The 12,821-nt window shown below is 38.6% G+C and carries 11 protein-coding genes, 16 tRNA genes, 1 rRNA gene and 2 riboswitches; of the genes, 7 read left to right on the top strand and 21 right to left on the bottom strand.

Annotation, left to right across the window (positions count from 1 at the left end; translation table 11 throughout):
* The first annotated feature begins 133 nt into the window (after nt 1-133).
* The 3 genes from ACAN53_RS15785 to ACAN53_RS15775 all read left to right on the top strand — a co-directional run bounded on the left by ACAN53_RS15785 (nt 134) and on the right by ACAN53_RS15775 (nt 1,840).
* Nucleotides 134-454, top strand: coding sequence for a hypothetical protein (locus ACAN53_RS15785; protein ID WP_379971113.1), 321 nt, complete (start codon nt 134-136; stop codon nt 452-454).
* 532 nt (nt 455-986) lie between these two features.
* Complete coding sequence (locus ACAN53_RS15780) at nt 987-1,304, top strand: hypothetical protein (RefSeq protein ID WP_379971249.1); 318 nt, start codon at nt 987-989, stop codon at nt 1,302-1,304.
* Nucleotides 1,305-1,336: 32 nt separating this feature from the next.
* The gene (locus ACAN53_RS15775; protein WP_379971112.1) at nt 1,337-1,840 is read left to right on the top strand and encodes a hypothetical protein; all 504 of its coding nucleotides are present in this window, start codon (nt 1,337-1,339) and stop codon (nt 1,838-1,840) included.
* 151 nt (nt 1,841-1,991) lie between these two features.
* Here the strand turns inward: ACAN53_RS15775 and ACAN53_RS15770 are convergent, their stop codons facing one another.
* Both ACAN53_RS15770 and ACAN53_RS15765 read right to left on the bottom strand, forming a co-directional pair.
* Entirely contained in the window at nt 1,992-2,849 is an 858-nt protein-coding gene (locus ACAN53_RS15770; RefSeq protein WP_379971111.1) for a hypothetical protein, read from the bottom strand.
* 358 nt (nt 2,850-3,207) lie between these two features.
* Complete coding sequence (locus ACAN53_RS15765; protein ID WP_379971110.1) at nt 3,208-4,497, bottom strand: homocysteine synthase; 1,290 nt, start codon at nt 4,495-4,497, stop codon at nt 3,208-3,210.
* An 89-nt stretch (nt 4,498-4,586) separates the two neighbouring features.
* A riboswitch (SAM riboswitch) is annotated at nt 4,587-4,703 on the bottom strand.
* A gap of 101 nt (nt 4,704-4,804) precedes the next feature.
* A riboswitch (SAM riboswitch) is annotated at nt 4,805-4,914 on the bottom strand.
* Between the two features lie 194 nt (nt 4,915-5,108).
* Here ACAN53_RS15765 and ACAN53_RS15760 point away from each other — a divergent pair.
* The 3 genes from ACAN53_RS15760 to ACAN53_RS15750 all read left to right on the top strand — a co-directional run bounded on the left by ACAN53_RS15760 (nt 5,109) and on the right by ACAN53_RS15750 (nt 8,383).
* Complete coding sequence (locus tag ACAN53_RS15760; protein ID WP_379971109.1) at nt 5,109-5,933, top strand: AlbA family DNA-binding domain-containing protein; 825 nt, start codon at nt 5,109-5,111, stop codon at nt 5,931-5,933.
* Nucleotides 5,934-6,050: 117 nt separating this feature from the next.
* A complete protein-coding gene (locus ACAN53_RS15755; protein WP_379971108.1) occupies nt 6,051-6,578 on the top strand; it encodes an acyl-CoA thioesterase in 528 nt (175 codons plus the stop codon).
* Between the two features lie 311 nt (nt 6,579-6,889).
* The gene (locus ACAN53_RS15750; protein WP_379971107.1) at nt 6,890-8,383 is read left to right on the top strand and encodes a peptide MFS transporter; all 1,494 of its coding nucleotides are present in this window, start codon (nt 6,890-6,892) and stop codon (nt 8,381-8,383) included.
* A gap of 178 nt (nt 8,384-8,561) precedes the next feature.
* Here ACAN53_RS15750 and ACAN53_RS15745 read toward each other — a convergent pair whose 3' ends face one another.
* Nucleotides 8,562-9,167, bottom strand: coding sequence for a hypothetical protein (locus ACAN53_RS15745; protein WP_379971106.1), 606 nt, complete (start codon nt 9,165-9,167; stop codon nt 8,562-8,564).
* Between the two features lie 520 nt (nt 9,168-9,687).
* Here ACAN53_RS15745 and ACAN53_RS15740 point away from each other — a divergent pair.
* On the top strand, nt 9,688-10,857 hold the full coding sequence (locus ACAN53_RS15740; RefSeq protein WP_379971105.1) for an LVIVD repeat-containing protein: 1,170 nt from the start codon (nt 9,688-9,690) through the stop codon (nt 10,855-10,857).
* On the opposite strand, the gene ACAN53_RS15735 is transcribed toward ACAN53_RS15740, so the two are convergent.
* The 18 genes from ACAN53_RS15735 to rrf all read right to left on the bottom strand — a co-directional run.
* Nucleotides 10,761-11,051: a hypothetical protein gene (locus tag ACAN53_RS15735; RefSeq protein WP_379971104.1), complete on the bottom strand. Its 291-nt coding sequence runs from the start codon at nt 11,049-11,051 to the stop codon at nt 10,761-10,763. The genes ACAN53_RS15740 and ACAN53_RS15735 overlap by 97 nt on opposite strands.
* Before the next feature lie 164 nt (nt 11,052-11,215).
* Nucleotides 11,216-11,297 (bottom strand) — tRNA-Leu (locus tag ACAN53_RS15730).
* Between the two features lie 6 nt (nt 11,298-11,303).
* A tRNA-Cys gene (locus ACAN53_RS15725) sits at nt 11,304-11,377 on the bottom strand.
* 17 nt (nt 11,378-11,394) lie between these two features.
* Nucleotides 11,395-11,466, bottom strand: a tRNA-Gly gene (locus ACAN53_RS15720).
* Between the two features lie 5 nt (nt 11,467-11,471).
* A tRNA-Lys gene (locus tag ACAN53_RS15715) sits at nt 11,472-11,544 on the bottom strand.
* 6 nt (nt 11,545-11,550) lie between these two features.
* Nucleotides 11,551-11,625: transfer RNA gene (locus ACAN53_RS15710), tRNA-Gln, on the bottom strand.
* A gap of 49 nt (nt 11,626-11,674) precedes the next feature.
* A tRNA-His gene (locus tag ACAN53_RS15705) sits at nt 11,675-11,750 on the bottom strand.
* Between the two features lie 9 nt (nt 11,751-11,759).
* Nucleotides 11,760-11,833, bottom strand: a tRNA-Trp gene (locus ACAN53_RS15700).
* A 5-nt stretch (nt 11,834-11,838) separates the two neighbouring features.
* A tRNA-Tyr gene (locus ACAN53_RS15695) sits at nt 11,839-11,922 on the bottom strand.
* An 8-nt stretch (nt 11,923-11,930) separates the two neighbouring features.
* Nucleotides 11,931-12,006 (bottom strand) — tRNA-Thr (locus ACAN53_RS15690).
* Nucleotides 12,007-12,113: 107 nt separating this feature from the next.
* Nucleotides 12,114-12,186 (bottom strand) — tRNA-Phe (locus tag ACAN53_RS15685).
* 3 nt (nt 12,187-12,189) lie between these two features.
* Nucleotides 12,190-12,266, bottom strand: a tRNA-Asp gene (locus ACAN53_RS15680).
* Nucleotides 12,267-12,269: 3 nt separating this feature from the next.
* Nucleotides 12,270-12,343: transfer RNA gene (locus tag ACAN53_RS15675), tRNA-Met, on the bottom strand.
* 30 nt (nt 12,344-12,373) lie between these two features.
* Nucleotides 12,374-12,449 (bottom strand) — tRNA-Val (locus ACAN53_RS15670).
* Between the two features lie 13 nt (nt 12,450-12,462).
* A tRNA-Glu gene (locus ACAN53_RS15665) sits at nt 12,463-12,534 on the bottom strand.
* Between the two features lie 5 nt (nt 12,535-12,539).
* A tRNA-Ser gene (locus tag ACAN53_RS15660) sits at nt 12,540-12,630 on the bottom strand.
* A gap of 6 nt (nt 12,631-12,636) precedes the next feature.
* Nucleotides 12,637-12,711, bottom strand: a tRNA-Asn gene (locus ACAN53_RS15655).
* A 9-nt stretch (nt 12,712-12,720) separates the two neighbouring features.
* Nucleotides 12,721-12,821, bottom strand: a 5S ribosomal RNA gene (gene rrf, locus ACAN53_RS15650); the annotation flags it as partial.

Genomic DNA, 12,821 nt, shown 5'->3' with positions numbered 1-12,821 from the left:
GATTGTTTCATTCATAGCAGTTGAACTAAGCAAACATTTATGAGGACAAAATTTGTACTGGAAAATAATTGTATCATTCTTAGTACTGTGAAAATAAACTAAAACAGTACTAAATAAAAAATGAGGTGATACGATGTCTTTTCCAAATATACCTAATATAACACCAACTATCTCGATTACTACTTCACAGGCTATACAGTTACTTTTATCTTCTATTGCCACTGAAGAGTTGGCTCTAGCTCACATCATGAATGCGGAAGCAGAAAAGATTCAATTTGTTCTCGGAACATTACACACGCAGACCAAACTTTCTCCTCCAGTTGTGTCTATATCCAACCTGCTCGAAATAGACAATAGTGTTCAAAAAACTCTTCAGGACGTAATCAAAAAGGAAATGTTACTGCAATTCAAATTTGAAAATATTTTGGAGCTTATTAATCTGCAGCGTAAATAGAGTTACTTAAACAATACAGTAAATATCCTTCTATGTAGCATTAAATTTCTGTTTTCGACTCCATCTTGTTAATCGTCACAAGTTTCTGGGGCTACTATACAACTTGGGATATTTACCATTCTCATTTTATTCGGATCAGTGATCACCTGAACTGTTGTTTCATTTGAAATATCCCGATCAGCTCCCCTTGCTAGTAAATTCGTAAAAATTTTTCTTTCCTCTGAACTATTATCATCATATGAGTGCATGTATAAACATGAAATGGACAAAAGCCAAGGTATATTCAAGGAGATATATTTCGGCAGTGGTTTAATAATCGGAGCTTATTGATATCGATATAAATGTTCAAAATAAACTTTTTAATGTAGTCATGAATGAAATGTTTCTGATTAAATTTATAATAAATGGAAATTGTAACACATTCGATACTTTAGACAAGCTCATATTTTTACAGGGCATTTGTAACAAAAAAAAGCGATGCACATAAAATAAAAAAGTAAATTGAAAAAAGGAGGGTGCTAATACCTTGAGTATGCCAACAATACCCGCAGAGCCCCATCGCCCCGATCATAACGAAATCGTTATAGATTTATTGGAATCAATAGCATTAGAAGAAATTGCTTTATCACATCTTTTGAACGCTGAAGCCGAAAAAATGCAAGCTTTCGTCGGAAAATGCAAGGATTTTCCAACAGATCCCACTAACTGTGAAATATTCCAATTCAACAGAGAAGCAACAAGATTTGTTGAAACCGTCTTAATGAAAGAGTGGCTATTATTAAAAAAGTTTGAAAATGTATTGGACTTAATACCAAATGGTTTATGCTGTGAATGTCACTCATCAAGATAAAAAATATTCTTTTGAGTAAAGGGGGGAAGGTGTTGTTCTATCTATTTGATGAAAAAAACTATGTATCTTCCTTAAGGTCAATCTTCCATATGGAACGTTCTGTTTACAAGTATTTGCATTCTGTACATGATGAATTGATTGCTATTAAATATAATACTAAAAATACATGTAATAATGATGATGCATTAATCATTAAAGCTCATATTGTTCCTATGCTACAACGTATTGCGGACTTAGAAGGGATTTTGTTCAGAAAGACTTTGTATATTGTCGAACATACTTGCCCTCATACTCAAATAGAAGCAATACCTCGTATTTCCAAAGAGGATTTTGATGAGAGACTCCTAAAGACAAAGGATTTATTATGTGAAATAAATAATAAACTGAAACAAGTTCATCCGAACTACAAGATTATCGATGAAACAATCGGAAGTATTTTATATCTAGAAACTAGAAGAAAACAATTTTTTATGACTCCTAATCAATGGAAGGAAAATAATGACCCTTCTAAAGTGTGGTTAGTAAATAAATCTTAATGATGAAGAATTTAATAGTTGGTTACTGTTTAAGCTCCATTTATTTTTACTATACGTTCAGGAACCGAAGGAATTGAATAAGCTCAGATCTACTAAATCTGAGCTTTATCCTATTTCATATTAGAGCAACTTTTTTCTCTAAAGATAATACCTAAAGACAAGCAGTAGTAATCGTTAATGCCCAACCGCCACGAATTTCCATTCCATGGCCGCCAAATTCATCAAATGCGAAAAGACTCCATGTACCATTTGGAACCTTACCAACAAATGTGCTTAATGTTGTAGGATATGGTGCTGTTTGTGGTGCAGGTGAATCTAAATTAAAGTTAGTATAGACGCTTGGTTTAAACGTACCAGAAGGAACTGGACCGCTTTGTGGTATTACCGTTGCCGCATCATCGTCAATTGTAAAGGTAGCGCTTGGAGTACCTCCACTACCACTATTATTCCCTGCCTCCGCAAAGATAAGAACTGCAGTTCCGTCAGGAGCGACAACTAACAGTGTAAGATGACATTGTGATGGTGAAGTATTATTAGGATCGAAGAAGTCATTAATAGTAACTGTCACTTTAGCAATAGAACCTTGTAAACCTGCAACGTCAATCGTTGATGGGTATGGGATAGTATTGCTGAGGTCGATATTTGTAATTGGTGCGTTATTGCTAAAAGAAGCTGTTGCCGGCGTACATGTTGGTAATGTTCCGATAAGATCTAGTACGTTTTCAAATTTGAATTCCAGCAGCATTTCCTTCTTGATAACATCACGAAGAGTTTTTTGAACACTTGTATCAATATCAATAAGATTAGTTATGGATACAGTTGCTGGAGAAAATGTAGTTTTAGGAGGAGGTAATGTTCCAAGAACAAATTGAATCTTCTCTGCTTCCGCATTCATGATATGAGCTAGAGCTAATTCCTCAAAAGCAATGGAAGCCAAAAGCAACGGAATTGTCTGTTTAGTCGAAAGGGAAATCGTCGGCGTAACACTAGGGATATTTGGAAAAGACAAAATATTAATCTCCTTTCAAGGAAACCGTTGAGTCTTCTTATTCTATACATAGATTTCCATTTTGTATTTGTACATTATTACTTGTACATTTCTATTTATATTCAATGCGTAATTATATGTAAGGGATAAATATATCAAGTTACTATAATTAGGTATCTGTAGGAAATATACAAAATATGCAGACAAGTTGTTAAGTAATATTGAAGAGATTACTAGACCTCTTATTTTACCTCCTTTCATTTGACTTTTTTTAAGTCATTTTAGAAAACGAAACAAAGCGTCCTCACAAACGTGAGGACGCTTTACACAAGGGTATATTCTAAAGTAATGAATGGCCGATGTCACTCTAGATAAGTTGTTACCCTACTGTTTTTTCAAGCGCTTGTTGTAGATCGTAAATAATATCGTCGATACCTTCCACACCAATGGAAAGACGAATTAAGTCAGGAGTAACACCAGCAGCTTTTTGCTCTTCTTCCGTAAGCTCTGCATGTGTTGTACTTGCTGGGTGAATAACAAGCGATTTTGCATCCGCTACATTTGCAAGAAGTGAGAATAATTCAACACTATTAATAAATTTCTTTCCTGCTTCTGCTCCGCCTTTGATACCAAATGTAAAGATAGATCCTGCACCTTTTGGTAAATATTTTTTCGCTAATGCATTGTATGGGTTTCCTTCTAGTTCCGGATAATTCACCCATGCAACTTTCGGATGATTACTCAAGAATTCAACTACCTTTCTCGCATTGGCAACATGTCTTTCAACGCGTAGTGACAACGATTCTAAACCTTGAAGGAAGCTAAATGCACTTTGCGGGCTTAGTGCTGCACCTGTGTTACGTAACAATTGAACTCTAGCCTTTAATGCGTATGCCGGAGCACCTAAATCTGCATAGATTAAACCATTGTAGCTTTTATCTGGTGTTGTAAAGTCAGGAAATTTACCACTTGCTCTCCAATCAAATGTACCACCATCAACGATGATTCCACCGATTGTCGTTCCGTGTCCGCCGATGAATTTTGTTGCAGAATGAACAACTACGTCCGCGCCAAATTCAATTGGGCGTGTAAGGTAAGGCGTTGCAAACGTATTGTCAATGATAAGAGGAATCTTATTTTCATGTGCAATGGTTGCTACTGCTTCGATATCTAATACATTGATTTTCGGATTTCCGATTGTTTCTGCGTACAGTGCTTTTGTCTTATCTGTAATAGCATTTCTGAAGTTTTCCGGATCATCTGGATCAACAAAGGTTACATTGATTCCGCTTTTTTTAAGTGTTGAATGAAATAATTCATATGTACCACCATATAAAGTACTTGCCGCTACGATTTCATCCCCTGCACTTGCAACATTTAGGATGGAATAGTAGATAGCTGCCATTCCAGATGCAGTTGCAAGTCCAGCTACGCCGCCTTCTAGCTCTGCAACTCTCTTTTCAAACACGTCTTGCGTTGGGTTCATGATTCTTGAATACACGTTTCCTGGTTCTTTTAATTGGAATAAATTCGCTGCATGATCGGCATCATTAAACACATAGGAAGTTGTTTGATAAATAGGAACAGCACGTGATCCTGTAGTTGGATCTACAACCTGACCTGCATGTACTTGTAATGTTTCAAAGCTTAATTTTCTTTCACTCATCATAATATCCCCTTTTCTAATTCAATTTGTATACAAAAAGACCTCTTTCATTGAAAACTGATGAAAGAGGTCTAGAAACGCAAGATTACCCTCTCTCATCTTTCGCCTCTTACTAAACAAAGCGATGGAATTAGCACCTTTTCAGAAAAATATCCCTGAAGGTTGCCGAGGTTTCATTGGGCCAGTCCCTCAACCTCTCTTGATGAGAAATAAATTCAATTTTTTTGAAAATAAAAAGCTGCCTTCCTATAAGGAAAGCAGCATAATTAACTTTAATAAGCAATGAAATTGCATTAAAATTTGCTATCGTCCCTTATCTATCCGATTTTGCAATCCGCTGGAATTGACACCACTACACTCTAAAAAAATGCTGGTTGTCGGGCTTCATCGGGCCAGTCCCTCCGCCGCTCTGGATAAGTTTTATTCTGTTATTGATATATACTATAAACTGAAAAAATAGAAATGTCAAAATATTTTTGAAATATTGACGTTTTAATTTTCAATTATAGAATAGAAATAAGGCCTTTTATTAATGAATCAGACATTTATACCTGTCAAAAAACTATATGATACCATATATTTAATGCAGGACGCTCGCGTAGGAGGTATTTATATTGACCGGCAATTCCCATTCTATAAGTAAAAAAGCAATGCATTTATTAAGTAAGGAAGAAGGATACGATGTTGACTTTAAACGAGAGATGAAGGGGATAAAACCCGAAGATTTAGTAGCTTTTGCAAACTCTCCCGTTGGAGGCACGATTCTTGTCGGCGTCGATGAAGGAATAGATGCAAGTGGACAACAGCATGGTTCTATCTATGGATGTCCAATTGGCGATAAAGAAAAACTAACGCTCCTCTCCAAAGCAGGTGAATGTCGTCCTCCTGTAGGTGTTGAAGTATTTATAGAAAATGAAGATTCAGACAAACCGTTTTACCGAATCGAAATTCCGAGCGGTCCCTATAAGCCTTATTGTACAAACAAAGGAATCTATCAAATTCGTGGTGATGGAAGAAACAATCCGATTACACCGGAAAAACTATTAGATATGTACTTAGAGCTACAAGGCAGTGCGTTTATTGACCGTTTTAAAAACGCAACGAAAGAGTTAAACGATAATTTACAACAAACAAAAGTCCAAGTAAATATTCTAAACCAAAATCTTGAGAGCATTAAGGAAAAGATAGATCAAAATATGAAAGGTATTTGGGCAGACTTAGAGGACATTAGCCATCGTGTCCACGGTCAGTTGAGCGATATTTCGTCTATTGCTGAAAATGTGAGTAACCATTCAGATGATACTTCTTCTGTAACACACAATACGAATGAGAAACTTGAAACATTAGCAAATCATATAGCTGAAGTATCCGTAGTCGTTAACACACTTCTGGATCATTTTGAGATCGAGCACCCTTCAATGAAAAAGAGAAATCACTAATTATCTGTTACTTAAACATACAAATGCTATAGCTAAGTAACATAAATATTGTAAATAATTATTAGAGATGTTATAATTTTCTAATATTACATTATATTAGAAAGAGGTGTAGATGTATTGGAGCCTAAATATTGCAAAGAAAGTAAATCTATTAAAACAAGTCGTGTTTTTCCAAATGATACAAACAATAATGATACCTTATTTGGTGGACGCTTGATGTACATGATTGATGACGTTGCTTCTATAGCAGCTGCGAGACATTCTAGAAATTTTACGGTGACAGCATCCACAGACTCTGTTGACTTTTTAAATCCCATTACAAAAGCCGATGCTGTTTGCTTAGAAGCATATGTAACATGGACAGGCAGAACTTCTATGGAAGTATTCGTAAAAATTACTGCTGAAAACTTACTGACAGGTGAACACAAAATTGCAGCAACAAGCTTTCTTACTTTTGTTGCAATCGGAAAAGACGGTAAACCAACTGAAGTAGCAACCGTCATTCCTGAAACGAATGAAGAAAAGTTCTTACACAAAACTGCCATAGAACGAGCTACAAGAAGAATAGAAAACAGACAGCATAGTAAAAGTTTAGCTGAATTTATAAACAGTAATGGAAATATTACAGTGCCTAATATATTTTAAGTCATAGTTTGGAATAGACCGTCCATTTCAGTGATGGTCTATTTTTTATGCTGTATTCTGACTGAAATACCTCTAACATCCTCCATTTTTTCTATTCATTGTACACCATATAGAGGATTCTTTCCTTTCTTTCCACGCTTTTCCTACATAAACGACTTATTTATATTTTTATATTAAGAAAATTTTATTTATTTATAATTATTAGTTTCTTTAAATTTTATCTACATTTAGCAGCGATAGTATCGATTTGATTGACAAGTTACAACTATCAGATTAATATAGTAATATTGTTTTCAAGGAGGAATTGTATTATGTCATCTATAAATAAACAGAAAATTGTGGAAAGTGTCCCTCAACGAGGCTTTTTTGGACATCCTAAGGGACTATTTACACTCTTTTTCACAGAATTTTGGGAGAGATTTTCCTATTATGGAATGAAAGCTCTTCTTGTGTACTATATGTACTATGAAGTTTCAAAAGGTGGATTAGGGATTGACCAACAGACAGCAATTGCCATTGCATCTGTGTATGGATCTCTCGTATACATGTCAGGAATTATCGGCGGCTGGTTGTCCGATCGTTTATTCGGCGCATCAAAATCGGTATTTTACGGCGCCATCTTAATCATGTTTGGTCATATCGCTTTAGCCATCCCTGGAAGCATGGCGATGTTCTTTGTTTCAATGGTGTTAATTGTTCTAGGTACGGGGCTATTAAAACCAAACATTTCTACAACATTAGGAGAAATGTATGATATTAAAGACGCCCGCAGAGATGCAGGCTTCAGTATTTTTTACATGGCCATTAACCTCGGTGCATTCTTTTCACCGCTCGTTGTCGGAACGGTTGGATTAAGCTATAATTTCCATCTTGGCTTTGGGATTGCAGCGGTAGGTATGTTCCTTGGATTAGTAGTCTTTTCTTTCACAAAGAAGAAAAATCTTGGTCTTGCTGGTACAACTGTTCCAAACCCGCTTTCAGAGAAAGAAAGAAAAAGAGTTTTCGTACAATTCGGTATTGCTATCGTGATTCTCGCTATTTTTCTTATCATCGCCATTCAGACTGGTACGCTAACGATTAAATCGTTTATCAATCTCGTCGCTATTCTAGGATTTGTGATTCCAGCCCTATATTTCATTATGATGTATCGTAGTCCAAAAACGACAAAGGAAGAGCGCTCACACGTACTTGCTTATATTCCCCTCTTCCTTGCCGCTGTCATGTTTTGGTCCATTGAAGAACAAGGCTCAACCGTTTTAGCCAACTTCGCCGATACAAAAACACAATTAGATTTTGCAGGAATTCATATTTCTCCTGCCTGGTTCCAATCATTAAATCCATTGTTCATCGTAGTATTTGCTCCAGTAGTTGGATATTTATGGGTCAAACTAGGTGACAAACAACCAACCATCGCACAAAAATTCTCACTAGGATTATTATTTGCTGGTTTGTCCTACGTTGTCATTCTCGTTCCAGCCATGCTTGGAGGCACACAATCACTCGTAAACCCATTATGGCTCGTACTAAGCTATTTCATTGTCGTAATCGGAGAATTATGCCTATCACCAGTAGGACTATCCGCTACAACTAAACTAGCACCAGAAGCATTCTCAGCCCAAATGATGAGCCTATGGTTCCTATCAGACGCCGCTGCCCAAGCACTCAACGCACAGCTCGCAGCATTCTACACACCAGAAAATGAAATGACCTACTTTGGTGTTATTGGACTAGCATCTATCGTTTTATCAATTGTTTTGTTTGCTATCGCACCGAAAGTTCAGAAGTTTATGGTGGGAATTCGGTAAGAGGAAGGTTTTATAGAAAGAGAAGAAAAGCCGCAGGAGTTCTGCGGCTTTTTGTTTTCTTGTATATTCTCTTTTTTTCACATGTCTGTGTTTCCCTTTTTTTGATGGATCACCTTGCCTTGCATCTGCTGTTGTCCTAACCAAAGGATAGACAATCATTTATACCACTATGGCCAAATTATTTTTTACCGAATATCTTATCCACTGCTTTTGCGTTTGCTAACAATGCTTCTTGCAAATTTTCATCGGAGACAATTTTGTAGTTTCCATCCTTATCCTTCTTCAAGTTCAACGTAACTTCACGAGTTGCCATTGTTGCATCTTTATCAGACAAGTTCTTAATAAGAGTTGATTCAGTCATCTGCTGCATCGCCTTGTTAGACTGCGTTTGATCTTGGCTAAAAGCACTAGCAAAGGCCATAGGCATAACTTCTCCAATTGTCTTTGTCACCGCAACAGACATGTCAACGGATGTAACTTTCACTTTAACCTTCGCTGTATCATTACTCTTAGATACTTCTACTGGATTTTCGAATTTATAGTTCTTTACAATTGCATTGAATATTGCTTTTCCGTCCATACCATCTGTAGTCTCATTCAATTTGCCAAACTGGTAGCCATTGTCTTTATTCTCAACGTACGTACTTGCCTTTTCAAAGTCCCCTTTTTGTATTGCTGTCAAAAACTCTTGCACGGTATTTTTGGGATTTGAGCATCCTGCTAAGACACCGATTGATAGTCCTACAACCATAATTAGCGCCCACAATTTCTTCATCTTTTTCATAGTTCATTCCCCTCTTATTTCCTATTAAACTAGTCATCTAATACTTCTTGGCATAAATCTATTTCATAGTGATCCTCGGCAAAGAATCCTTTACTATCATGACCACCGTCTAAATTGTATAAAATTAAACTGACAATATGAACGTTTTATAGTATATCATTTATAATATTTGTTGTACATAATATTCCAAAATTGAGATTATTAGAATGCCACAAAAGAATTTTCAACTCGTTGCATTATGGTAGTACCTAATAGTATGCTCCACGCAAGTTTTCAACCGTTCAAATATTCTCTGACGTTTAGGGTTCGAGATTTGTTGTTCATGTTCGTCCATCACCAGGCACATCGTATAAACACATGGGTTTGCTTTTGTGATACGGTAGCCCCTTCTCAGTCCTTATATCGTAACATGACAACCTTTATTTTCCTTTAACATGGACAAGAGTACTGTCCACTAAACGTTTAAATGAGTAAATTATACAGACTAATGAGTTCAAAATATTTAAGGAGTTGAATAATATTGTCTAATCCAAGCATACCGAATATTACCCCCACCATTTCAATTACTACTGCTCAGACCGTTCCCTTACTATTATCTTCCATCGCACTTGAAGAGTTGGCGCTTGCTCATCTGATGAACGCAGAAGCCGAAAAACTTCAATTTGTGCTGGGGACGCCTCCCCCGACAAACACCACATTTTCTCCTGCCGTTGTTTCTGTGACCGACCTTCTTGCTGTTGACGCTAGTGTCCAAAGAACCCTACGTGACATCATTAAAAAGGAAATGCTGCTTGAGTTCAAGTTTGAAAATACATTGGATTTAATTGCCACAATTGCGCCAGCCCCCACCTCGCCAACGGCATTTCTATATGTATCAAATCGTGACGGGAACACGGTATCAATCTTCGATATTACCAATCCGACAAGTCCTGCATTTTTACGTGCTTTTGGTGCTGGACAGTTGAATGGACCTACGGGACTTGCGATTACAGGCACTACGCTTTATGTCTCAAATTTTAACAATAATTTAATAAGCATTTATGATGTTTCTTTCCCGACTGATCCTATACATGTAATGGATTTTGGCTCAGGTGAGGTAGATGGACCTGCTGGGCTTGCGATTACAGGCACTACACTGTTTGTCGCTAATTTTAATAACAGTACAGCAGAAATGTATGATATTACTTTACCTGGTGACCCTATACATGTAAGGAGGTTTGGTGCTGGGGAGTTAAATGGACCGAATGGAATAGCAGTTAAAGACATTACTTTTTACGTAGCCAATCAATTGGGTAACACGATTGAAATTTATGAAATTATAGGGGCTATGAATCCTTTACCTTTAGGGAACTTTGGTTCAGGAGAGATAGATGGACCTGCTGGACTCGGAATCAAAGGCAACACTCTGTATGTGTCCAATTTTATCAACAGTTCGGCAGAAATTTATGATATTACTACTCCTAGCGACCCCATACATGTTAGACGGTTTGGAGTCGGAGAGCTAAGTGGTCCTCAGGGAATAGTGCTTTACCCACCTGACCCAATTCATGGTCCTTTGTATATCGCCAATATGCGCAACAATACGGTATCGATTTATGATGTAGCACAACCTACTGATCCAATACATGTAGCTGATTTTGGTTCAGGCTTTCTAAATGGTCCTTTCGGATTGGCGATTTTTACATTATAGGCTAGCAAATGCTGTTGGGCGAGCAACGCATCGAAACGGTGGGCACTTTGCCCTGCCGTTACATATCGTTTTAGAACTGGCAGTATACAATCATCTCGTAAAAATAAGTGTAACGCTTGTTCAAATGTATCAACGGAATGTATCGCCTTTTGCCCTTCTAAGTTTAATGAAATCGTATTGCTTCGTCTTGCCATCTATACCTCTTCCTTTCGTTGAAAAAATTTGTAGATCAACGAATAGTGCGAAGTGCTAAACGACTAGGTGCGTAATTATCGTTGCGTACTATTTTTAAACAACGAAAAAACGCTAATTCACGTATTAAATCAACGTAAATCAGCGTTATATCAACGTTTTATGATACCGGTGGTCGGGGTCGAACCGACACTCCAGAAGGAACACGATTTTGAGTCGTGCGCGTCTGCCAATTCCGCCACACCGGCATAATATGGAGGCGGCAACCGGAATCGAACCGGTGATAAAGGTTTTGCAGACCTCTGCCTTACCTCTTGGCTATGCCGCCATATTATTAAAATTAAAAGCGGAAGACGGGATTCGAACCCGCGACCCCAACCTTGGCAAGGTTGTATTCTACCACTGAACTACTTCCGCAAAGATGGGCCATGAAGGGTTCGAACCTTCGACCCTCTGATTAAGAGTCAGATGCTCTACCAACTGAGCTAATGGCCCGTATTATGGCTGGGCTAGCTGGATTCGAACCAACGCATGACGGAGTCAAAGTCCGTTGCCTTACCGCTTGGCTATAGCCCAATAAAGAATGTTTGTATTCTATACCATAATCACTTTTTAAAAAATATTATGGGGCGACTGGTGGGAATCGAACCCACGCATGTCGGAACCACAATCCGATGCGTTAACCACTTCGCCACAACCGCCATAATAATTGGCAGGGGTAGTAGGAATCGAACCCACACTGGAGGTTTTGGAGACCTCTGTTCTACCTTTAAACTATACCCCTATAAATGGTGGAGGGGGGCAGATTCGAACTGCCGAACCCGAGGGAGCGGATTTACAGTCCGCCGCGTTTAGCCACTTCGCTACCCCTCCATATTAAATGGTGCCGGCTAGAGGACTTGAACCCCCAACCTACTGATTACAAGTCAGTTGCTCTACCAATTGAGCTAAACCGGCAAGTTTAAAATGATTATAGATCATAAGGATTTTTCTACTTGTCGACCAAATCTCAACCAGTAAAGAAAAGATTGGTACATTAGAATTGCAATTATTTTTTGTGATTATGGCTCGGGACGGAATCGAACCGCCGACACGAGGATTTTCAGTCCTCTGCTCTACCGACTGAGCTACCGAGCCAAATGGCGGTCCGGACGGGACTCGAACCCGCGACCTCCTGCGTGACAGGCAGGCATTCTAACCAGCTGAACTACCGGACCAGATTGCGGGGACAGGATTTGAACCTGCGACCTTCGGGTTATGAGCCCGACGAGCTACCGGACTGCTCCACCCCGCGACGATAAATTAAAATTTAGAAGTTATACAATGGTGGAGGATGACGGGATCGAACCGCCGACCCTCTGCTTGTAAGGCAGATGCTCTCCCAGCTGAGCTAATCCTCCATATTTAAATTGATGACCCGTACGGGAATCGAACCCGTGATACCGCCGTGAAAGGGCGGTGTCTTAACCGCTTGACCAACGGGCCGGCTCTGGCGGAGAGCGAGGGATTCGAACCCTCGATACGCTTTAGACGTATACACGATTTCCAATCGTGCTCCTTCGGCCACTCGGACAGCTCTCCATAAAATGGCTCCGCAAGTAGGATTCGAACCTACGACCTATCGGTTAACAGCCGATTGCTCTACCGCTGAGCTATTGCGGAACAATGCAAGCCTGGCAACGTCCTACTCTCACAGGGACAAAGTCCCAACTACCATCGGCGCAAAAGAGCTTAACTTCCGTGTTCGGTATGGGAACGGGTGTGACCTCTTT

The sequence above is a fragment of the Ectobacillus soli genome (genome assembly GCF_042610425.1).
In the GTDB taxonomy this organism is placed as follows: Bacteria; Bacillota; Bacilli; order Bacillales; family Bacillaceae_G; genus Ectobacillus.
Note: the sequence above shows the minus strand (reverse complement) of the source record. Positions and strands in the feature narration are given on the sequence as shown.

What these genes read in the sequence shown, in the direction of transcription:
- ACAN53_RS15780 (WP_379971249.1), top strand. Translation starts at nt 987, where the DNA reads ATGCCAACAATACCCGCAGAGCCCCATCGCCCCGATCATAACGAAATC.
- ACAN53_RS15735 (WP_379971104.1), bottom strand. Translation starts at nt 11,051, where the DNA reads ATGGCAAGACGAAGCAATACGATTTCATTAAACTTAGAAGGGCAAAAG.
- ACAN53_RS15745 (WP_379971106.1), bottom strand. Translation starts at nt 9,167, where the DNA reads ATGAAAAAGATGAAGAAATTGTGGGCGCTAATTATGGTTGTAGGACTA.
- ACAN53_RS15785 (WP_379971113.1), top strand. Translation starts at nt 134, where the DNA reads ATGTCTTTTCCAAATATACCTAATATAACACCAACTATCTCGATTACT.
- ACAN53_RS15750 (WP_379971107.1), top strand. Translation starts at nt 6,890, where the DNA reads ATGTCATCTATAAATAAACAGAAAATTGTGGAAAGTGTCCCTCAACGA.
- ACAN53_RS15765 (WP_379971110.1), bottom strand. Translation starts at nt 4,497, where the DNA reads ATGATGAGTGAAAGAAAATTAAGCTTTGAAACATTACAAGTACATGCA.